Below are 20,065 nucleotides of genomic sequence, written 5' to 3' on the forward strand. Positions count from 1 at the left end.
CGCCCTTTTGCGGAATGCAGCAAACGTCCAGAATCCTCGTGATTGTCACTCTTTGCAGATACGAGCCCACCCATGGTCACACGTCCAGTGTGGCCGACCGGACGGACATCCGTCAGGCTCCCGGGTGCCCCTGTGGAGTTCCGTACTCCACGGCATCCGGTCGTCGCAGGGATGACGGCAGATCAACTCGTGTGGGCGTACGGCGCGTCAACTGGCCTCGTTGTGCCGTCCCGTGCCGGCGGCGAGTTCGAATTCGGCGCGCGGGTTCTCCAGCGAGCCGAGCGAGACGATCTCGCGCTTGAACAGGCCCGCGAGGGTCCATTCGGCGAGCACCCGGGCCTTGCGGTTGAAGGTCGGCACCCGGCTGAGGTGGTAGGCGCGGTGCATGAACCACGCCGGGTAGCCCTTCAGCTTGCGCCCGTAGATGTGCGCGACGCCCTTGTGCAAGCCCAGTGAGGCCACCGACCCGACGTATTTGTGCCGGTAGTCCACGATCGGGCCGCCGCGCACCGCCGAGGCGATGTTCTCGGCGAGCACCTTGGCCTGGCGGAGGGCGTGCTGAGCGTTGGGCGCGCACATCGGGCGGGGCGCGTCGGAATCGGCGGGCGGCTCGGCCGTCAGATCCGGGACCGCGGCCGCGTCCCCGGCGGACCAGGCATGTTCGACGCCGTCCACCTGGAGCGCGGGGGTGCACTGGAGCCGGCCGTGGGCGGCCAGCGGCAGTTTGGTCGCGGCCAGGATGGGGTGCGGTTTGACGCCCGCGGTCCACACCAGGGTCCTGGTCGGGAAGCGGGAGCCGTCGCTGAGGACGGCGACCCGCTTCTCGCAGGACTCCAGCCGGGTCTCCAGCCGGACGTCGATGTTGCGGGCGCGCAGCTCACGTACGGCGTAACGGCCCATTTCCGGGCCCACTTCGGGCAGGATGCGGCCGGTGGCTTCGACCAGGATCCATTTCATGTCCTCGGGCTTGATGTTGTGGTAGTAGCGGACGGCGTAGCGGGCCATGTCCTCCAATTCGGCCAGCGCCTCCACGCCCGCGTAGCCGCCGCCGACGAAGACGAAGGTCAGCGCGGCGTCGCGGACCGCGGGGTCGCGGGTGGAGGAGGCGATGTCGAGCTGTCCGAGGACGTGGTTGCGCAGGCCGATGGCCTCTTCGACCGTCTTGAATCCGATGCCGACCTCGGCCAGGCCCGGTACGGGCAGGGTGCGCGAGACCGAACCGGGCGCGAGGACGAGTTCGTCGTAGACCACCTCGATGGCGCCGTTGCCGGTCTCCTCCGCGGCCAGGGTGGTGATGGTGGCCCGGCGGTCGCTGTGGTCGATGGCGGTGACCTCGCCGATGACGACCTTGCACTGCGACAGCACCCGGCGCAGGGGTACGACGACATGGCGCGGGGAGATCGAACCGGCTGCGGCCTCGGGCAGGAATGGCTGATAAGTCATGTAGGGATCCGGGTCGATCACGATCACCTCGACGGTGCCCTGTTGCAGCTCCTGCTTCAGCTTCCGCTGCAGCCGCAGGGCGGTGTACATCCCCACATAGCCACCGCCGACAACGAGAATGCGCGTCACGTTGTTCGAAGACACAGCCTTCACAGGGTTCTCCTCGCGGTGTCGACCAGGCCCGGGGCGGCACCGATTGCGGAGGCCGGCCGGCGGCGCTCCACCATCGGGAGCTGCACCCCCGGAAAGGCACAGCACTGTTCCATGACGCATCGCCGGAGCGCCTTTGTCCACAGGCCCGGCGAAATGCGTGACCGGGCGCGACCCGGAGGACGGAACGGCTCATTCCGCGCGCGTGCGGCGAGGTGCGCTGGTCAGGGGGTGCGTAACGGAGGAAAAGCAGGGGCGAAATCCGGGCGGATCAGGCCCCTTGGGCCGATCGGGGGTGCATTGTGCGGAACTCCCCCTTCATTCTTGACCCCAGCTCAACTATGTTCGTATCTCGTTGGGGTGCACCCTGTCATCGGTACGCCCTGACTTGTCAGGGCGGGGAGTCTCCGGGGGGAGACGTCATTACCGGGGGATCACTATGCACACTCATGGCTCGCAATGGCCGACCACCGTCGCGATGGCCCATGCCACGGACGGCGCCGGGAGCAGTGGCGCACACAGCAGAACCAATGAGAACGGCAACGGCACCGGCGTGACCCACCGGGCCGCTGCGGGGACAGGAGCCCGGAGCACGCCGCTTCGGGTGGACGCACAGCGCAATCTGGAACACGTACTGCGGGCCGCGCGCGAAGTATTCGGCGAGCTGGGGTACGGCGCGCCCATGGAGGATGTGGCCCGGCGGGCCCGCGTGGGAGTCGGCACGGTCTACCGCCGGTTCCCCAGCAAGGACGTACTCGTCCGCCGGATAGCGGAAGAGGAGACCGCACGGCTGACGGACCAGGCGCGTACGGCGCTGGGCCAGGAGGACGATCCGTGGTCGGCGCTCTCGCGCTTCCTGCGGACCTCGGTCGCCTCGGGAGCCGGACGGCTGCTGCCCCCGGGCATCCTGCGGGTGGACGCGGACACCGGCCGGCCCGCACAGCCGGCGGTGCACGGCGCGGACGAGCCGCGGCTGCCGGACGGCCTGAGCGACGCGCGGGTGCCGCTGCAGCGGGTGGCTCCGGGGAGTGACGGGGTGCCCGTCGATCACCGGGTGGCCGGCGCGCGCGAGGCCGCGGAGGACGAAGCGGCCGCGGTGGCGGAGACGACGGGCGCCGATGCGCTGCTGGAGGTCGTCGGGCGGCTGGTGGAGCGCGCCAAGGCAGCCGGGGAGCTGCGCGCCGATGTGACGGTCGCCGATGTCCTCTTAGTGATCGCCACGGGTGCGCCGGCGCTGCCCGACCCCAGCCACCAGCAGGCCGCCTCCGCGCGGCTGCTGGAAATCCTGCTGGAGGGGCTGCGCTCGCGCCAGGAGCGGTGAGTTCCGCCGGCCGGCGCCATCCGGTGGGGCCCGATCGCCGGGTCCGCCGGGCGGCGCCCGGCCTGCGGAACGGTGCAGAGGCCGCGACGGCCCGTGTCCGCGCCCTTCGGGGCGCCTGCGGGGTGCGCGGGAGAGATGGTCCGTACGGGATCCGCGCGCAGTGTGGTCCGTCTGCGCACGATCGCCCGTACGAGTGAACGCCCGTGCGGTCGTCCGCCCTGGCGCCCCGGAGGAATACAAGCGGTCGCAGCCCTCAACGACAGGGGCTCTATGTGGCACGCTTGCGCGGTATAGCGGGATACGGGTGGGACAGCGGCTTCGGGAGCCTCGGCAATGGGCGTGGACGGGCGGGACGAACGACGCGAGGGCGGATCCGGAGTGGGCGCGCACGAGGAGGCGCCGTCCGGGCAGGTCCCCGGCCCGAGCGAGCCGTGGGGCCCTGCCGGGGAGAGGCGGACCCCTGGCGCCGACGGCTCCGGGAGCGCGGCGCACGTCGTACCGCGGCAATGGCGCCGCGACCGCCGCAAGGGACCGGAAACCGGCCGCGAGGACGGTGAACTGCCGCCCTCCGACGCCCAGTTGCTCGCCGATCTGCGGGCCGGTGACGACAGTGCGTACGAGGAGATGTACCGCAGGCACGCCCCCGCGGTCCGGGGCTATGCCCGCGGCTGCTGCCGGGACGCGGACACCGCGGAGGATCTGACCGGCGAGGTCTTCGCCCGCACCCTGCAGGCGGTGCGTGGCGGTGCGGGCCCGGATACGGCGGTGCGGGCCTATCTGCTGACGACCCTGCGCCGGGTCGCCGCATCCTGGGCGAAGACCGCCCGCAGGGAGCAACTGGTCGAGGACTTCGCGGTGTTCGCGGTGTCCGCGGCCGGCTCGCCGGGGGAGGAGAAGACCCTGGACCCGGGCGCGGAGGTGCGCGCCATGCAGGAGGCCGAGCGGTCGATGGCCGTCCAGGCCTTCCGCAGCCTCCCGGAGCGCTATCAGACGGTGCTGTGGCACACCGCGGTCGAGGACGAGTCGCCGAGCGAGGTCGCCCCGCTGCTCGGGCTGACCGCGAACGCCACCGCCGTATTGGCGCACCGCGCCCGGGAGGGCCTCAAGCAGGCCTATCTGCAGGCGCACGTCAGCCAGGCGCTGACCGCCGGCGGCGACTGCGCCCGGTACGCCGACCGGCTCGGTGCGTACGCCCGCGGCGGGCTGCGGATGCGGGCCGAGCGGGGGCTGCGCAGACATCTGGCGGACTGCGCCCGGTGCCGGCTGGCCGCGCTGGAGGTCGAGGACGTCAATCAGCGGATCGGCGCGCTGCTGCCGGTCGCGGTCATCGGCTGGCTGGCCGCCGGGTACGCCGTCAAGGCGGCGGTGGCAGGAGCCGCGGGGGCGGGAGCGGCGACCGCGGCCGGGCTCGCCGGGGGCGGATCGGGCGCATCAGGAGGTTCCGGCGCTGCCGGTGGTGCTGCCGCGGGCAACGGGCTGAGTGCCTCCCTGGCGGTCGGTCTCGGGGTCGGGGCGGCGGCGGTGGCGGGCACGGTGCTTGCGCTGTCGCTGACCGGTTTGCCGCACCGGGCGGCGGAAGGGCAGGCCCGCTCCGCCCGGCCCGCCCCGTCCGCGCCGCAGAAGCCGGCGCCCGCGCCGTCACACCCGGGGCGGCCGACCGGGGCCGCTGCCGCCCCGGAGCCGCCCGCGAAGCCGGCTCCGGGGCGGCAGCGGCAGAAGCCGGCGCACAAGAAGCAGCCGGCGCCGTCCTCCTCGACCCCGGCGGCCCCGCAGAAGCCGCCGCCCACCCCGGCCCGGCCCTCGCCCCCGGCGGACCCCGCTCCCCCGCGGCCGGCCCCCGGCACCACCCCGCCGAAGCCGTCCCCGAAACCGCCGCTCCCCGCGCTGACGACGTATCAGCTCAATGAGCTGGACCACGACTTCATGGGGGACGGCAGCAAGCCGGAGGTGCGCACCGGGAGCGGCTGGATGTGGCCGCGGCGGGCGCCGGCGATCGGCGGCACGACGTATGCGCACGGGGTGAGCGTGCCCGCGCTGTCCTCGGTGACCATCGACCTCAACCGCCCGTGCACCGCGTACGACGCCGTCGTGGGCGTCGACGATCTGAGCGTGGGGCCGGGGGCGCTGCGCTTCTCGGTCTACGCGGACGGGGTGCGGCTGTGGCGTTCGCCGACGGTGCGCGGCACGGAGGCCGGGGTTCCGGTGCATCTCCCGCTGGCGGGCCACCGCACGTTGCAGCTGGTGACCGAGCCGGCGGGGCGCGGTGCGGTGGCGCTCGGGGACTGGGCGCAGTCGACGATCAGCTGTCGTTGAGCGGGCGCCGCGGCCCGCTCCGGGCGGGCCTGCCGCCAGGGGTTGGTGGGGCCGACCGGCGCCGCGACCCCTGGCCGCCGGGATCCGGTACCGGCAACGCCTGCTGAGCCAGGGTCACCCGGCAACGGGCGCGCCGGCTCAGGCCAGCCGCGCCCGGGGAACCACTCCGCCCGCGACCGCCTTCTGGCGCGGCGCCCCCGCTCCCGTCCAGCACGTCCCCCGCCGGGTCACCAGCCGCCGCAACCACAGCTCCGTGGAGACCAGCTCGGCCAGCCCGTCCATGGGCAGGGCCGCTCCCTCCGCCGCGTCCCGCAGCGCCTTGCGGACCACCCGCGCCTCCACCAGCCCCGCGTCGGCCAGCAGCGGCGCGTCGAAGAGCCGCACCAACTCCCCTATGGCGCCGCGCAGCCCGGCGCGTACCTCTGCCGCATGGGTGAGGTGCGAGGCGGCGCCCCAGCCGGACGGCAGATCCCGTACGCCGGCCCCGGCCAGTACGGAGCGCAGCACGGTGGCCCGCGCCTCCGGCTGCACCCGCAGGGTGTCCGGCAGGGCGCGGCAGGCGAGCACCACCTGGTTGTCGAGGAAGGGGGCGTGCAGGCGCTGGCTGCGGACCTCGGCGGCCTGCTCGAAGACGCGGTGGTCCGCCGCCTGACGGGCCAGCGCGGCACGGGCGCGGCGCTCCCCCGGGCGGCTCACGCCGGGCGCGCGGTGCGCCGCCTCGCTGAGCCGAACCGATACTTCTGCCAGCGCCTCGCCCGTGAGCCAGCGCGCCGCGGGCCCCGGGCGGCACCAGGCGAGCGCCGCCAGCGAGGCGTCCACGGCACCGCCGCCCACGGGCTCGTCGGCGAACTGCCGCTCCAGGAGGCGGCGTGCCGTGTCGGCGATACCGGTGGCGTACGGGGTACGGGCGAGCCTCCGGGCGGCGCGGTAGACGGTGAACGGGACGAGGACGGACTGCGCGGTGGAGCCGTCGGCCTTGGCCAGCGCGGTGACCGGGCGCAGCAGATGGCGCCGGCGGCGGTCCAGGAGGAGGTCGGCGAGCCGGGCCGGGTGGGCGTCGAGGACCTGGCGGGCGCCGTGCCCGACGAAGTGGTCCGCGCTGCCGGCCAGCAGCCGTCGGCGGTGGCGGCTCGCGGTGATGAGGGAGGGACCCGGCTCGTCCGTGAGCGGGCCGCTTTCGAGGTCCGCATACGGGAGGGCCTCTTCGCCGGCCGCGACGACGACATGGTGCAGCCGCGGATTGTCGGCAAGGGTCCGGGCGCGCTCCAACTCCGCTTCGCGGGAGTCCGCCCCGCCGTTGGTGGCACGGTCGTTGAAGGTGACCGCCAGGAGGCGTTCGCCGTGGCCGCCCAGCCGTCCGGGCCGGCCGGGGAGCCCGGCGGCCAGCAAGGCGAGGGTTCCGGAGGCGCTGCCTCCGGAGAGGTCGGCGCCGATGCCGGGGGCCGGTGCGCCGCGTGCCGCGCGCCGCTCCGCGGGCCCCATGCCCGGCACCGGACCGGGGTCGAGGCCGTCGGGACCGTCCGGGTCGGGGACGTGACGGGGCCCGGCCAGCCGCGCGCGGACGGCTTCGACCAGGGCGTCGCGGACGCCGTCCACGGCCTGTTCCGGGGCGAGCGGGGGCGCCGCGACCGCGAGCGAGACGGTCGGCTCGAAGGAGGTGATGTCGCTGGCGCCGCCGCGCAGCACCAGGGCGTGGCCGGGCGGGATCCGGCGGACCCCTTCGTACGGCGTGCCGTCGCCGAGCGCCTCCGGGACGTCCGGGCAGGCCAGCAGCGCCGCCAGATGGCCGATGTCGAGAGTGGCCTCGACGAGGTCGGCGAGGGGCAGGGCGGCGGTGGCGTAAGCGGTGCCACCGGCCCAACGGGTGTGAAAGACGGGGCGGGCCCCCGCCAGGTCTCCGGTGACGGTGATCCGCCGCCCTATCTGGACGACGGCGGTGTAGCTGCCGGGCCAGGCGGTGAGGTGGCGCAGCGCGCCCCCGCGCGCCGCGAACAGACCCACCCGCAACTGGTCGTCGGTGGCTCCGCAGGCACCGAAGACCGCGAGCCGGGTCTCGGGATCGGCCTGGACGACCCGGACCTCGTCCGCCCGCCAGTCGCCGACCGCCCAGAGGGGATCGGGGTCGCCCCACAGCAGCTGGGCGCCCACGGGAAGGACCGTGCGGCTCTCCGCACCCGGCACCGGCCCCGTGGCGGCACTGCTCCACCCCACCAACCAGCGCATTGCCGCCTCCACCCGATTCCCCGTCCGCCGGGGCCAACGGCCGCCCCATACAGCGGATGGCCCGGCCACCGCCGGGCTGTTGTGGCGACCATGCTGCCATGACAGCGGCGCCGGGGAGGTGTTGAGGCGGCCTGTATACGGGCGGTTCGCGGCGCGCTGCCCCCGGAGGACCGCCGGCGGGCCCACGGGGGCGGCACCGGCCCACCGCGGGCGCGCCGCGAACGGCGGGAGCGGACGAGGCGGAAGGCGGCGGCGGAACGGCCACCCGGGCCGGTCCGCACCCACCCTCGGGTGCGCGGCGCCGCCCCGGCCCCGGGAGGCCCCCCGTGTGGCCCCCGGGGCAACCCCCGAATGTGCGGCGGCGCGAAATCACCACCCGTGGACTTTCGGCCAAAGTCCGCTCCGTACAGCCCAGTTGACACATTCGGGCGTGCTGTCAACCGGTACCCCGGCCGGCCGGGCGGCCGGCCTGTGCGACGGTCCGGGAGGCGGGCTGCGCCCCCCGGACCGGACCGTCACCCGCGGGGAATGAGGTGACGGTATCCCCCAGCCCACTGGATCCAGTGCAGCGGGCCGACCCACGCAGAAGACATGGAAGCGCTCCCCGCGACGCCCGGCCAGCGCGCACGGACGGGCGCACGGGCACACGTACCCGGAGCACATGCCAATTCCCGCACCCCTGTTTGAACATGAATCTCGCCATCCGGGACACCGGCTCTTAACGGTCAGGATCCGGCGAACTACTCTGGGTGGACGCATGCCCCGGGGTACCGGGGCGGCCGTCGCTGTGTCGAGGGGTGCGCATGTCCAGGGATATACGCGGGCCGAACGAAAAGCTCGGCACTGTTCTCGCCCTCGCGGGTATCAGCAATGCCGGACTCGCCCGCCGGGTCAACGACCTCGGTGCGCAGCGCGGACTGACGCTTCGCTATGACAAGACGTCGGTGGCGCGGTGGGTCTCCAAGGGCATGGTGCCGCAGGGTGCCGCGCCCCATCTGATCGCGTCCGCGATCGGCAGCAAGCTCGGGCGGCCCGTCCCGCTGCACGAGATCGGGCTGGCCGACGCGGACCCGGCGCCCGAGGTGGGCCTGGCATTTCCCCGTGACGTGGGCGCCGCGGTGCGCTCCGCGACCGAGTTGTACCGTCTCGATCTGGCCGGACGGCGGGCCGGCGGGGGCGGCATCTGGCAGAGCCTGGCCGGATCCTTCGCCGTCAGCGCGTACGCCACCCCCGCCTCGCGCTGGCTGATATCCCCGGCCGACAGCTCGGTCGCGCGGGAGGCGGCCGAGGCGCGCGACAAGGACGCCGCGGCGGCCGGCGACGCCGGCATCCCGCAGCACGTCGGCCACAGCGACGTCAGCAAGCTGCGCGAGGCGGCCGAGGACGCGCGCCGCTGGGACTCCAAATACGGCGGCGGGGACTGGCGTTCCTCCATGGTGCCGGAGTGCCTGCGGGTGGACGCGGCACCGCTCCTCCTCGCCTCGTACAGCGACGAGGTGGGCCGGGCGCTCTTCGGGGCCACCTCCGAACTCACCCGGCTAGCGGGGTGGATGGCCTTCGACACCGGCCAGCAGGAGGCCGCACAGCGCTACTACATCCAGGCGCTGCGGCTCGCCCGGGCGGCCGCCGACGTCCCCCTGGGCGGCTACGTCCTCGCCTCGATGTCCCTCCAGGCGACCTACCGCGGCTTCGCCGACGAGGGCGTCGATCTCGCCCAGGCCGCCCTGGAACGCAACCGCGGCCTGGCCACGGCCCGCACCATGAGCTTCTTCCGCCTGGTGGAAGCGCGGGCGCAGGCCAAGGCCGGCGAGGCGCGCGCCTGTGAGGTGGCGCTGAAGGCGTCCGAGGGCTGGCTGGAGCGCTCCCGCAGCGGCGACCCCGACCCGTCGTGGCTGGACTTCTACTCGTACGAACGCTTCGCGGCCGATGCCGCCGAGTGCTACCGCGATCTGCGGCTGCCCCGCCAGGTGCGCCGCTTCACGGAGCAGGCGCTGTCCCGCCCCACCGAGGAATTCGTCCGCTCCCACGGGCTGCGCCTGGTGGTGTCCGCGGTCGCCGAACTGGAGTCCGGCAATCTGGACGCGGCCTGCGCGGCGGGCACCCGCGCGGTCGAAGTGGCGGGCCGGATCTCCTCCGCCCGCACCACCGAGTACGTCCGCGATCTGCTGCACCGCCTGGAGCCGTACGGCGACGAGCCCCGCGTGGTGGAGCTGCGCGAGCGGGCGAGACCGCTGCTGGCGGCGCCGGCTTAGGGGGCGTAGGGGACCGGGCCGGAGGTTCCGGGTCGGAGGTTGCCCGGGCCGCAGGCTGTCCGGGCCGCAGGGGTCCGGTGAAGCCGTCCCGGCCGGGACCGCCCGATCGGCATTGTCAGTGCCGACCGTCATGATGGGATACGTCGTCGGTGACGATGCGCGGGTCCGCGGCGACGGTCGGGCCTGCGGTCATGCGGTTGGGGAGGTGCAGTGGCGGCGTACGACTGCGATGTACTGGTGATCGGTGCCGGCATCGTCGGACTCTCTACGGCCTATGCGCTCACGCGTGCCGCCCCCGGCATACGCGTCGTGGTCCTGGAGAAGGAGTCCGGTCCGGCCCGCCATCAGACCGGGCGCAACAGCGGCGTCATCCACAGCGGCATCTACTATCCGCCCGGCTCGCTCAAGGCCCGCTACGCCCTCCAGGGCTCGGCGGAAATGGTGAAGTTCTGCACCGAGCACGACATTCCGCACGAGGTCACCGGCAAGCTGATCGTCGCCACCGACCGCAGCGAGCTGCCGCGGCTGCACAGCCTGATCCAGCGCGGCCGCGAGCACGGCCTGCCGGTGCGTGAGCTGGGCCCCGCCCAGATAGCCGAGTTCGAGCCCGAGGTCCGCGGCCTGGCCGCCATCCATGTCGGGACGACCGGCATCTGCGATTTCGCCGCGGTCGCCCGCCGGTTCGGCCGGCTCGCCGAGGACGCCGGCGCCCGGATCGTCTACGGCACCGAGGTGACGACCATCGGCCGCCGCCCCGGCCGGGTGGCGGTCCGTACGGCCGACGGCACGGTCCACCGCGCCCGCGCCCTGGTCAACTGCGCCGGTCTGCACTGCGACCGGATCGCCCGGCTGGCCGGCGACGCCCCGGGCATGCGGATCGTCCCGTTCCGCGGTGAGTACTTCACCCTCGCCCCGGAGCGCGCCTCTCTCGTGAAGGGCCTGGTCTATCCGGTCCCCGATCCGGCCTTCCCCTTCCTCGGCGTCCATCTGACCCGCGGCACCGACGGCGCCGTCCACATCGGCCCGAACGCCGTCCCCGCCCTGGCCCGCGAAGGCTACGACTGGCACACGGTCCGCCCCGCCGAGCTGGCCGGCACCCTCGCCTATCCCGGCTCCTGGCGGATAGCCCGCCGCCACTGGCGCTACGGCGCCGGCGAGCTGCACCGCTCGCTGTCCCGGCGCGCCTTCGCCGACGCGGTCCGCCGTCTGCTCCCGGCCGCCCGCGAGGAGGATCTGCGCCCGGCCCCGGCCGGCGTCCGCGCCCAGGCCGTCCTCCCCGACGGCACCCTCGTCGACGACTTCCTCTTCGCCGAGTCGCCCGGCATGATCCATGTCCTCAACGCCCCATCCCCCGCCGCCACGGCCTCCCTCCCCATCGGCCGGGAGGTGGCACGACGGGTCCTGGGGGTGCTGGCGGGCTGACGGGAGCACGGAGGGACTCGGGCCACCGTCCCCGCGCCCGCCCGCTGCCCTCTCCACGGTCCTCCGCGCCCGTCCTCGCCGTGGCTCGCGCCCACCCGGCTCCGTCCTCGTCCGCTCCGCCTCCCCACAGACGTCCGCTCGCCCTCCCCACAACCGTCCGCTCCCCTTGTCCACAGCCGTCCGCTCCCCTCCCCCACCATCCGTAGAATCAACTCACTGTGTCCGAGAACTCCGCCACCCCCGAATCCGCCGCCCCCGACGCGCACGCCCCGGAAGCGAACGCTCCGGAAGCCGCCGCCGAGCAGGCCCGCAGCCTCGGCTCCACCGCCGTCTCTGCGGCCACCCCCCGCCGCGGTGCGCCCATGTTCCCCGACGGGACCGGCCCCGCGGCCGACCCCGCGGGCTCGCACCACGAGCGGCGGATCCGTTCCTTCCAGCCGCGCCGCAGCCGTGTCTCGCCCACCCAGGCCGATGCGCTGCGCCGGCTGTGGCCCACCTGGGGACTGGACATCGACGGGCTCTCCCGGATCGACCTCGACGCGTTCTTCGACGGGCTGCCGGTCGTCCTGGAGATCGGCTTCGGCATGGGCGAGGCCACGGCTCAGATGGCCGCCGCCGACCCGGGCACCGGCATCCTCGCCTGCGACGTGCACACACCCGGCCAGGGCAATCTGCTCGGTCTCGCGGAGCGGAACGGCCTGTCCAACATCCGGGTGGCCAACGGCGACGCGATCATCCTGCTGCGCGAGATGCTGGCCCCCGGCTCCCTCGCCGGCCTGCGCGTCTACTTCCCCGACCCCTGGCCGAAGAAGCGCCACCACAAGCGACGCCTCATCCAGCCGGAGTTCCTCGCGCTGGCGACCACCCGGCTCGCGCCCGGCGCCCTCGTCCACTGCGCGACCGACTGGGAGCCGTACGCCGAGCAGATGCTGGAGGTGCTCTCGGCCGAGCCGACGCTGGAGAACCTCTACCCCGGCTATGCGCCGCGTCCGGACTTCCGCCCGCTCACCAAGTTCGAGGGCCAGGGCCTGGACAAGGGGCATATCGTGCATGACCTCCTGTTCCGCCGCCGTGGCGCGTAACGCGGAGGCCGCTCGTTAGGGTCGATGGGTGTACCCGTCCGAGCCGCCCCCGCGCCACGCGCCCGCCCCTCCCCCGTACACACCCCACCCGGCCACACCGCACCCGCACGCGCACTCCGCCGCGCACGCCCGGCGCCGGATCGCCCCCTGGCGCAGCAAGACCCTCCGCGCGGTCGCCCTGGTGTCGATGTTCGCGCTCTCCGGCGTGATCAGCATCGGCATGGTCCGCCAGGAGACCGGCACCGAGGGCCTCCTGGTCGGCCTCGGTCTGGCCGTGTTCCCCGTACCGCTCCTGATCGCGGCGTTCTGCTGGCTCGACCGCATCGAGCCCGAGCCCTGGCGCAACCTCGCGTTCGCCTTCGCCTGGGGCGCCTGCGCCGCCGCCCTGGTCGCGCTCCTCGCCAACGGCTTCGCGACCGACTGGCTGGCCGCCAACATCGCCTCGGCCTCACCCTCCGAGGCCGAGGCCTGGGGCGCCACGATCATCGCCCCCATCGTCGAGGAGCTGGCCAAGGCCGCCGCCGTGGTCCTCCTCTACCGCTTCCGGCGACACGAATTCGACAGGATCACGGACGGCATCGTCATCGCCGGCATCACCGCCACCGGCTTCGCCTTCACCGAGAACATCCTCTACCTGGGCAACGCGTTCGGCGAGGACCAGTCCATGGGCCACTCAGGCCTGGACTCCCTCACCGCCGGCACCTTCTTCCTCCGCATCATCGTCTCCCCCTTCGCCCACCCCCTCTTCACCATCCTCACCGGCCTCGCGTTCGGCATCGCCGCCACCCGCTACCCCCGCCGCCGCGCCGCCCGCATCGCGCTCGCCGTCCTCGGCCTGCTCACCGCCGTCCTGCTGCACGCCATCTGGAACGGCGCCTCCGCCCTCGGCGAGCCCGGCTTCCTCACCGTCTACGGCCTCTTCATGGTCCCGGTTCTCATCGCTCTGACCTGGCTGGCCGTCTGGGCCCGCAACCAGGAGCTGCTCTCCCTGCGCGGCTACCTCGCCCCGTACATCACCGCCGGCTGGCTCGCCCCCACCGAACCCACCGCCCTCTCCTCCCCCCGGACCCGCGCCCTGGCCCGCGACATGGCCCGCCGCACCCACGGCCCCGCCGCCGCCCGCGCCGTCACCGAATACACGGCCGTGGCCACCACCCTCTCCTTCCACCGCCGCCGGGCCCATCTCCTGGGCCCCGACCCGGACTTCACCCTCCGAGAGCAGCATCTGCTCCAGCACTTGCGGTACTACCAGGGGTGGGGGCGGGCGGCATTGACGGATGCGTGGGTGGCCAGAGAGCAGCCGTGCAGTTCCGGCGGCTCGCGTAGTCACCGCGGCTGACGCCTGCCCGAAGCCAGTACGAACAGCGGCGGCTCTCCCCACCGCTCGTCACCAGCGGCCCCCGCTCCCTCTCGACCATCGGGTACGGGCCACCTTTACTGGGCAACTACTCCTGGTTTGTGGCTCACTGCGGGATCCACGGAGGCCGCGCGTATGGTCGTTGGAGGTTTCCCTGATGCGGAGGTTTCTGTGATGACCGGCGTACCGACAAGCGTGATTGCCGCAACCGGCCTAGTAGGCGGCTACTCCGTAGCCCGCTGGACCAAGAAGCGGCCCCTGGGTGGGGTGGCGCTTGCGGCGGCCGGGGCAGTGGCGGCCAGGGGGTGGCAGCGGAAGGCCGGGAATGCGACGGCGGCGGCGTTGAGCGGGGCGTACGTGGCGGCGTTTGCCGGGTCGCATCCGCTCGCGAAGAAGATCGGGGCGTGGCCTTCGGTGTGTGCGGTGGCGGGCGGGGTGGCCGCGGCGTCGTGGTTCGTGGTGGACCGCCGGAAGGTGTGACGGCCGCGCCGCTCGCCCGGCGCGGCAGGAGCTGTGGGGTGCGGCGGGACAGTAGCCGCCGTACCCCACAGCCCTGTTGGGCGCTGGTTACGCCGAAGCCTCGTCCAGCAGCTTGAGTTCGGCCTCGGTCAGGGTCAGCTCCGCCACCCCCAGCAACGCAGGCAGCTGGCTCACCGTGCGGGCGCTGGCTAGGGGGGCCACGACGGTGGGCTGGGCGGCGAGCCAGGCCAGGGCGACGGTGGCGATCTCGGCCTGGTGGGCGGCGGCGACGGAGTCGAGGGCCGTCAGGACGCGGAGGCCGCGGTCGGTGGCCAGATGCTTGGCGGCGGCGCCGGAGCGGGCGCTGTCGGTGCTGGTGCCAGGGCGGTACTTGCCGGTCAGGAAGCCGGAGGCGAGGGCGTAATACGGCACCGCGGCCACGCCGTTGCGGGCGGCCACGTCGGCGAGTTCGCCCTCGTAGGTGTCGCGGGAGACCAGGTTGTAGTGCGGCTGGAGGGCGACATAGCGGGCCAGGCCCTCGCGGTCGGAGAAGGCCAGGGACTCCTCCAGGCGCTGCGCCGAGATGTTGGAGGCGGCGATCTCGCGGACCTTGCCGGCCCGGACGAGGTCGTCGAGGGCGGTGAGGAACTCCGAGACCTCGACCGATTCGTCGTCGTAGTGGGTGTAGTAGAGGTCGAGGTAGTCGGTGCGCAGACGGGTCAGGGATTCGTCGACCGCGGCCTTGATCGTCGCGGCGGACAGTCCCTTGTAGGCCGGGTGCGCGCCGACCTTGGTGGCGATGACGACGTCGGAGCGATTGCCGCGCGAGGACAGCCAGTTGCCGAGGACGGTCTCGGACTCGCCGCCCTTGTTGCCCGGGACCCACGCCGAGTAGACGTCGGCGGTGTCGATGAAGTTGCCGCCGCCCGCGACGTACGCATCGAGCACGGCGAAGGACTCGGCCTCGTCGGCCGTCCAGCCGAAGACGTTGCCGCCGAGGGAGAGCCGGGAGACGGAGAGCGAACCGAGGGACGTGCGGGCGCGGGGGGCTGGAGTCGCGGTCATGCAGGGTGCAGCGTCGGCGGGACGGCAGTTATTCCTGCCTCCTCCCGCCCACGCCGCACCTCGGGTGGCCGCGCCCAACGGCGCCTGCCGTCAGAGGCGTTACACCTTGATCCCGTGGTCCCGCAGCCACGGCATCGGGTCGATCGGGTCGCCGGCGCCGGGGCGCACCTCCAGGTGGAGATGGGGGCCGGTGACGTTGCCGGTGGCGCCGACGCGGGCGATGACGTCGCCGGTGCTGACCTTGCCGGAGGTCTTCACCATCGAGGACAGATGGCAGAACCAGAGTTCGGTGCCGTCGTCGAGGGTGAGGACGATGCGGTAGCCGTACGACCCGGCCCAGCCGGCCTGGGTGATGGTGCCGGAGTGGATGGCCTTGACGGGTGTGCCGGTCGGTGCGGCGAAGTCCTGTCCGGTGTGGTCCGCGGCCCAGCGGTCGCCCGACTCGCCGAAGCCGGCGGTCAGGGTGAAGGAGGCGACCGGGGCGGTATAGCTCTGTGCCAGTTTGGCGAGGCGCTCGGCCTCCGCCTTCCGACGGGCCGCTTCTTCGGCCTGGCGCTTGGCCTCCATCTCGGCTGCCTTCTTGGCGGCTGCGGCCTTCTCGGCCGACGCCTGGTGGGCGGTGGCTTCCTTCGCGGCCTGCTGGACAGCGCTGTGTTCGGCGGTGTCGCGGGCCTCCTCCTCGGCGGCGCCCTGCTGCGCGTCGGCCTGCTGGAGGATCCGGCTGCGCAGCGCCTCGCCGGGGCCGGCGGACCCGTCCTCCGCGCCCGAGCGGGTGGCCTGGGTGAGGGGGCCGGAGGCGGCGGCAACCGTGGAGCCGGAAGCCGGCGCCGCGGAGGGGTCCGCGTCCGATATGAGGCCCCCGACGACGGGGAGGGACGCGGCATCCGGGAGCGCGTCGGAGAGGTCGTCGGCCATCCCGCCGACGTCGGGCATCGAGATCGGAACCGGCGGGCGGTCCTCGGCCGAGGCCATTCCGCTCGCGCCGACCGCGGCGATCACGCCGACGCCCAGGACCGTTCCGCCGCGGGCGAGGCCGCCCGAGCGCTGCTTGGCCACCCGGTGCTTACCGCGGACGGATCGGACGGATTCTTCGGTGGGATTCCATTCCTCCCACGGACCGTCGCCGTTCCCGTCCGGATCATCGGGGCCCGGGAAGACACCTCGGTCATCGAATTCGTAGGCGGACGGACCCTCGGGGGCAGGCCTGTTGGACGCCACGGAGGCGCACTCCTTTCCTTCCTTCTCGCCTACCGGGTTAGCTGACGGGTTCGGAGCAGGAAGGTCTCCTACGGGCGCCCCCTGGCGGAGGGCGTCCGATTCACCCCAAGGAAGTGGTTCCCCGGTTCCCTTGGTGCAGTTCGAGGTGCTGGGGGTGCGTGAAAAGCGCGTGCGGGATTCGGCGTCGGCGCACGGTGCCGCCTCTTGCGGCGACTGGGACGACCGCGCTCCGTTATCGGACAGTAATAGAGATCGCATCCGAATTCCAAGCCTTCCCGCGAATCCGTACAGCCGGTACCCGAGTTCTGGCATGGACTTCTCGGCCCATCGAGGTCGCAATCGGACGAGTTGCCCGCCCGGCCCTAAACGATCTCGCGCTGATTGTGCGTCAGTTGTTATGCGGAGGGGTGCCCCTCAGTGACGGAACGTGAGAGCAGTAACGTCGGATCATGGTCGTCAACACCGGGAACGTCGAGGGCGCCGCCGGTGGCGCATGGGCAGTGGCCGAGCGGTACCGGGAGTTCTCCTGGCGCGAGGCGCGGGGGCGGTCCGAGGCACATGAGGAGTTGAGCGCGCGGATCGGCCAGGACCAGGAGTTCTGCGAGCTGCTGTCGGGGTCGCTGCCCGCCGGCGAGAAGCGGCAGCCGGCCCTGCTGCTCGCCGCCGTCCGCCATCTCGACGGCCCGCACGCCGATCTGGGCCCGCGCGGTGCGGCCGCGTACACACGCTGGCGCGAGTGGACGGTCCGGCACTGGGACGAGGTACGCGAGGTCGTGATGCGGCGCACTCCCCAGGCCGACGAACCGGCCCGCTGCGCCGCCCTGCTGCCGCTGCTCGCCGGGCTGCCGCAGCCGCTGGCACTACTGGAGGCCGGGTCGTCCGCGGGGCTGGGCCTGCATCCCGACCGCTATCGATACTGCTACGCGCACACCCCGTATGCGGACGAAGCGGAGGAGGCGGAAGAGGGGCCGGGACGGGCCGACGGTGCGGACTCTCGTGCCGAGATCGAGGCAGGGGCGCCGGGGAGCCCGGCGGTCTTCGGATGCCGTACGGACTGGGCAGCCCATGAGCTGGCCGGCCCGCTGCCAAGGATCGTCTGGCGGGCGGGTATCGCTCCCGATCCGCTCGACCCGGTGGCCGAGCCGGACGATCTGCGCTGGCTGCAGGCGTGCGTCTGGCCGGGCGACGGCGAGCGGGCGGCGCGGCTGTCGGCGGCCGTCGAGGCGGTGCGGGCGGCGCCGCGGCCGCGGATCGTGCGCGGCGATCCGCTCGGCGACCTGCCCGCGCTCGCCGCCGAGGCACCGCCCGAGGCCACCCTGGTCATCTTCCACAGCGCCGCGCTGGGCGGCCTGCCACCCGCCCGCCGCGAGGAGTTCGCGCGTCTCGTACGGTCGCTGCTGGACGCACGGCCCGGCGGCGGGCACTGGATCTCCCACGAGCCGCACTCCGTCCTGCCGTGGCTCACCCCGCCCGCGCACCGCTCGCCCCACCCGGACCCGCGGGACACCCGCCTCACCCTCGCCCTGGACGGACGCCCGGTCGCCCTCACCGGTCCCTACGGGCAGAGCCTGCACCGGCTGCCGGGCACGGCGCCCGCACCGGGGAGCTGAGCCCCGGACGCGTCCCGTACCGCCTGCCCTCCCCTACTCCCCCATCGGCCGCTGCACCGCCAGCAGGGCCACATCGTCGGCCGGTTCACCGCCCGTGTGCCGGGTGATGTCCTCGACGAGGGTGTCCAGGAGGACGTCCGGGTCCGGGAAGCGGCCGCCGCGCAGTCTGCCCGGCGGGTGGTAGCAGCGGCCGAACAGATCACGGGCCGCCGTCACCCCGTCGGTGAAGCAGAGCAGCAGGGCACCGGCCGGGAAGAACGTCTCGGCCGGCCTGCCAGGAGGGCTGCCCATCACGCCCGTCCCCAGGGGGAGTCCGGGCTCCCGGGGAAACAGTTCGCGCAGCCCGCCGTCCGGGGTGAGCAGCAGGGGGAACGGATGGCCCCGGTGGAGCACACGCAACACCGACGGCTCGTCGGCGGGGATCTCGGCAAGGAGGGCGGTGGCGAAGTGCTCGGACCGTTCGGGCCCGTCGCACCGCTCACGCTCCCGTTCCAGCGCCCGCTCCAGCCGGCTCGCCACCGCCTCCAGCGTGGCCTCGTGATCCGCCGCCTCGCGGAACGCGCCGAGGACGGTCATCGCGGACACCACCGCCGGCAGGCCCTTCCCGCGCACGTCGCCGACGATCAGCCGTACGCCGTGCCGGGTCTCCTGCACCGCGTAGAGGTCGCCGCCGGCCCCCGCGGCCGTCCGCCCGCCCAGATAGCGGGCGGCGACGGCGAACCCGGCGAGCCGTGCGGGCGGCGTGGGCAGTACGGCGCGCTGGGCGGCCTCCGCGGCCTCCCGTACGGCTTCCGGGTGCCCGCCGCTGTGCCGCACCACCCGGTTGATGCCCAGCGCGAGCAGGGAGACCGCGAAGACCAGGACGATCTCCGTCACCGAGGCCCGGCGGTCCGGTGCGGCGCCCCGGTAGAGGACGGTCCAGATCTCGCCGAGCGTGGCGGCCAGGGCCGTCAGGGCGGTGGTACGCAGCGAGGACAGCGGCGCGGCGGCCGGCGGGGCGGCGGAGAAAAACGGGGCGGCGGTGTAGCCGGCCGGCGCCGCCATGCCGAAGGCGAGCCCACCGACGATCAGCAGGACCGGAAGCCGGCGCACCAGGAGGCGGACGGACCGGGCCACCGGGGCCCGCCGCTCCCCACCGCCCTCCGGGGTCACCGCACCTTCGCGTCTCCGCACCGGCCTCTTCCCCTGCCACCCGTCCACACGGGCACCTAGGGCCTGTCCGATGGGTCATGGCCGGGCCCTAAGTGGCCGTCTCGCCGCCCTCAGGGTTGCCGGTACGGGACCGGGCGGCGAATCACCGGGGGCCGGACGGGTCATACGGGGAGGCCGGGCGGGGCGCGGAGCCGCGGGGCCCCGGCCGCCTCGCACGAGGTCCGGCACCACCCAGGGTCACTCGCGTCAGGGGCACTTGGCACCGCCCCGGACACCGGCGAACGACGAGGGCCCGGACCGTCTCCGGCCCGGGCCCTCGGGGCGCCGCTCGGCACTCCGGACGGCTCTCCCGTCCGCTTCTGGTGGGCCATCAGGGGCTCGAACCCTGAACCAATGGATTAAAAGACCCGACGAACCGGGGACCGACGGTCCCAGGTAGTCCACCGGAGTCCAGTTCTCCCTGGTCACAGCACCTACGGCTGACGCCAGGTCCAGCGCCGGACCGGCCTGTGTCACGCCGTCCGCTCACGCATCGCTCACGCATCGCGGACGGCTGACCAGGCATTCGGCGCAGCGCCTTACGCGTAGGTGTCGCAAGTCAGACAGCGACGGGTCGCCACTCGCCCGGTGTTGCCCTCGGTGGCTCGCAGCGGCTGCGACTCCGATATGCGGGACCAGGCATCTGGATCGGGGCTGGCCACCCAGCCGAACTTCGGCCCAGCGATTTCGCTGTCGGAGAGGTGGTTGCAGCCAGGCAGGTGAGCGTTCCCCGCGGGCGACACGATGATGGCGTGGGGCGGCTGCCCGTGGCGGCTGGCCTGTTTCGGTGCTTGGCCGCCAACAGTGCGAGGAGCCACACCCTCGGACGGGCAGGCGCACCCCGCCCCGATGATGAGGTCACAGCGATCGCAGCGCTGTTCCGTCACGGCCTGTCGTCCTCTCCTGTCGGATGCCCGGCTCCTCACCCAGGTCCCGTGAGACGAGAGCTGGTGAAGTCG

At 73.6% G+C, this 20,065-nt stretch carries 13 protein-coding genes and 1 riboswitch; of the genes, 8 read left to right on the forward strand and 5 right to left on the reverse strand.

The window, feature by feature from the left end:
- Positions 1-207 precede the first annotated feature (207 nt).
- Positions 208-1,596, reverse strand: coding sequence for an NAD(P)/FAD-dependent oxidoreductase (locus tag BKA18_RS16900; RefSeq protein ID WP_366047062.1), 1,389 nt, complete (start codon positions 1,594-1,596; stop codon positions 208-210).
- Positions 1,597-2,071: 475 nt separating this feature from the next.
- Here BKA18_RS16900 and BKA18_RS16905 point away from each other — a divergent pair, with 475 nt between their 5' ends.
- Positions 2,072-2,914: a TetR family transcriptional regulator gene (locus tag BKA18_RS16905; RefSeq protein WP_366047061.1), complete on the forward strand. Its 843-nt coding sequence runs from the start codon at positions 2,072-2,074 to the stop codon at positions 2,912-2,914.
- Positions 2,915-3,247: 333 nt separating this feature from the next.
- On the forward strand, positions 3,248-5,227 hold the full coding sequence (locus tag BKA18_RS16910; protein ID WP_366047060.1) for a sigma-70 family RNA polymerase sigma factor: 1,980 nt from the start codon (positions 3,248-3,250) through the stop codon (positions 5,225-5,227).
- 138 nt (positions 5,228-5,365) lie between these two features.
- Here the strand turns inward: BKA18_RS16910 and BKA18_RS16915 are convergent, their stop codons facing one another.
- A complete protein-coding gene (locus BKA18_RS16915; protein WP_366047059.1) occupies positions 5,366-7,450 on the reverse strand; it encodes an asparagine synthase-related protein in 2,085 nt (694 codons plus the stop codon).
- Positions 7,451-8,253: 803 nt separating this feature from the next.
- Between BKA18_RS16915 and BKA18_RS16920 the strand changes: the two genes are divergently transcribed.
- The 5 genes from BKA18_RS16920 to BKA18_RS16940 all read left to right on the forward strand — a co-directional run bounded on the left by BKA18_RS16920 (position 8,254) and on the right by BKA18_RS16940 (position 14,043).
- The gene (locus tag BKA18_RS16920) at positions 8,254-9,702 is read left to right on the forward strand and encodes an NsdA family TPR-like regulatory protein (protein WP_006604728.1); all 1,449 of its coding nucleotides are present in this window, start codon (positions 8,254-8,256) and stop codon (positions 9,700-9,702) included.
- A 210-nt stretch (positions 9,703-9,912) separates the two neighbouring features.
- Positions 9,913-11,124, forward strand: a complete 1,212-nt coding sequence (gene lhgO / locus BKA18_RS16925) for an L-2-hydroxyglutarate oxidase (protein WP_366047058.1) — start codon at positions 9,913-9,915, stop codon at positions 11,122-11,124.
- Between the two features lie 218 nt (positions 11,125-11,342).
- Positions 11,343-12,206, forward strand: coding sequence for a tRNA (guanosine(46)-N7)-methyltransferase TrmB (gene trmB / locus BKA18_RS16930; protein ID WP_366047057.1), 864 nt, complete (start codon positions 11,343-11,345; stop codon positions 12,204-12,206).
- A gap of 28 nt (positions 12,207-12,234) precedes the next feature.
- The gene (locus tag BKA18_RS16935; RefSeq protein WP_366047056.1) at positions 12,235-13,545 is read left to right on the forward strand and encodes a PrsW family intramembrane metalloprotease; all 1,311 of its coding nucleotides are present in this window, start codon (positions 12,235-12,237) and stop codon (positions 13,543-13,545) included.
- A gap of 192 nt (positions 13,546-13,737) precedes the next feature.
- Entirely contained in the window at positions 13,738-14,043 is a 306-nt protein-coding gene (locus BKA18_RS16940) for a hypothetical protein (RefSeq protein WP_366047055.1), read from the forward strand.
- 87 nt (positions 14,044-14,130) lie between these two features.
- Here the strand turns inward: BKA18_RS16940 and BKA18_RS16945 are convergent, their stop codons facing one another.
- Together BKA18_RS16945 and BKA18_RS16950 are read right to left on the reverse strand one after the other, a co-directional pair.
- Positions 14,131-15,087, reverse strand: coding sequence for an aldo/keto reductase (locus tag BKA18_RS16945; protein ID WP_366047054.1), 957 nt, complete (start codon positions 15,085-15,087; stop codon positions 14,131-14,133).
- Positions 15,088-15,186: 99 nt separating this feature from the next.
- Positions 15,187-16,305, reverse strand: coding sequence for a M23 family metallopeptidase (locus BKA18_RS16950; protein ID WP_366047053.1), 1,119 nt, complete (start codon positions 16,303-16,305; stop codon positions 15,187-15,189).
- A gap of 11 nt (positions 16,306-16,316) precedes the next feature.
- A riboswitch (cyclic di-AMP (ydaO/yuaA leader) is annotated at positions 16,317-16,463 on the reverse strand.
- Between the two features lie 291 nt (positions 16,464-16,754).
- Between BKA18_RS16950 and BKA18_RS16955 the strand changes: the two genes are divergently transcribed.
- On the forward strand, positions 16,755-17,915 hold the full coding sequence (locus BKA18_RS16955) for a DUF2332 family protein (RefSeq protein ID WP_366047052.1): 1,161 nt from the start codon (positions 16,755-16,757) through the stop codon (positions 17,913-17,915).
- 33 nt (positions 17,916-17,948) lie between these two features.
- On the opposite strand, the gene BKA18_RS16960 is transcribed toward BKA18_RS16955, so the two are convergent.
- Positions 17,949-19,088: a PP2C family protein-serine/threonine phosphatase gene (locus BKA18_RS16960; RefSeq protein WP_366047051.1), complete on the reverse strand. Its 1,140-nt coding sequence runs from the start codon at positions 19,086-19,088 to the stop codon at positions 17,949-17,951.
- Between the last annotated feature and the right edge of the window lie 977 nt (positions 19,089-20,065).

The sequence above is a fragment of the Streptomyces auratus genome (assembly GCF_050433025.1).
GTDB lineage: Bacteria > Actinomycetota > Actinomycetes > Streptomycetales > Streptomycetaceae > Streptomyces > Streptomyces sioyaensis.

Bases quoted from the DNA above. Each gene is read 5' to 3' on its own strand.
- BKA18_RS16905 (WP_366047061.1), top strand. From the start codon at position 2,072: ATGGCCCATGCCACGGACGGCGCCGGGAGCAGTGGCGCACACAGCAGA.
- BKA18_RS16910 (WP_366047060.1), top strand. From the start codon at position 3,248: ATGGGCGTGGACGGGCGGGACGAACGACGCGAGGGCGGATCCGGAGTG.
- BKA18_RS16915 (WP_366047059.1), bottom strand. From the start codon at position 7,450: ATGCGCTGGTTGGTGGGGTGGAGCAGTGCCGCCACGGGGCCGGTGCCG.
- BKA18_RS16920 (WP_006604728.1), top strand. From the start codon at position 8,254: ATGTCCAGGGATATACGCGGGCCGAACGAAAAGCTCGGCACTGTTCTC.
- BKA18_RS16940 (WP_366047055.1), top strand. From the start codon at position 13,738: ATGACCGGCGTACCGACAAGCGTGATTGCCGCAACCGGCCTAGTAGGC.
- BKA18_RS16945 (WP_366047054.1), bottom strand. From the start codon at position 15,087: ATGACCGCGACTCCAGCCCCCCGCGCCCGCACGTCCCTCGGTTCGCTC.
- BKA18_RS16955 (WP_366047052.1), top strand. From the start codon at position 16,755: ATGGTCGTCAACACCGGGAACGTCGAGGGCGCCGCCGGTGGCGCATGG.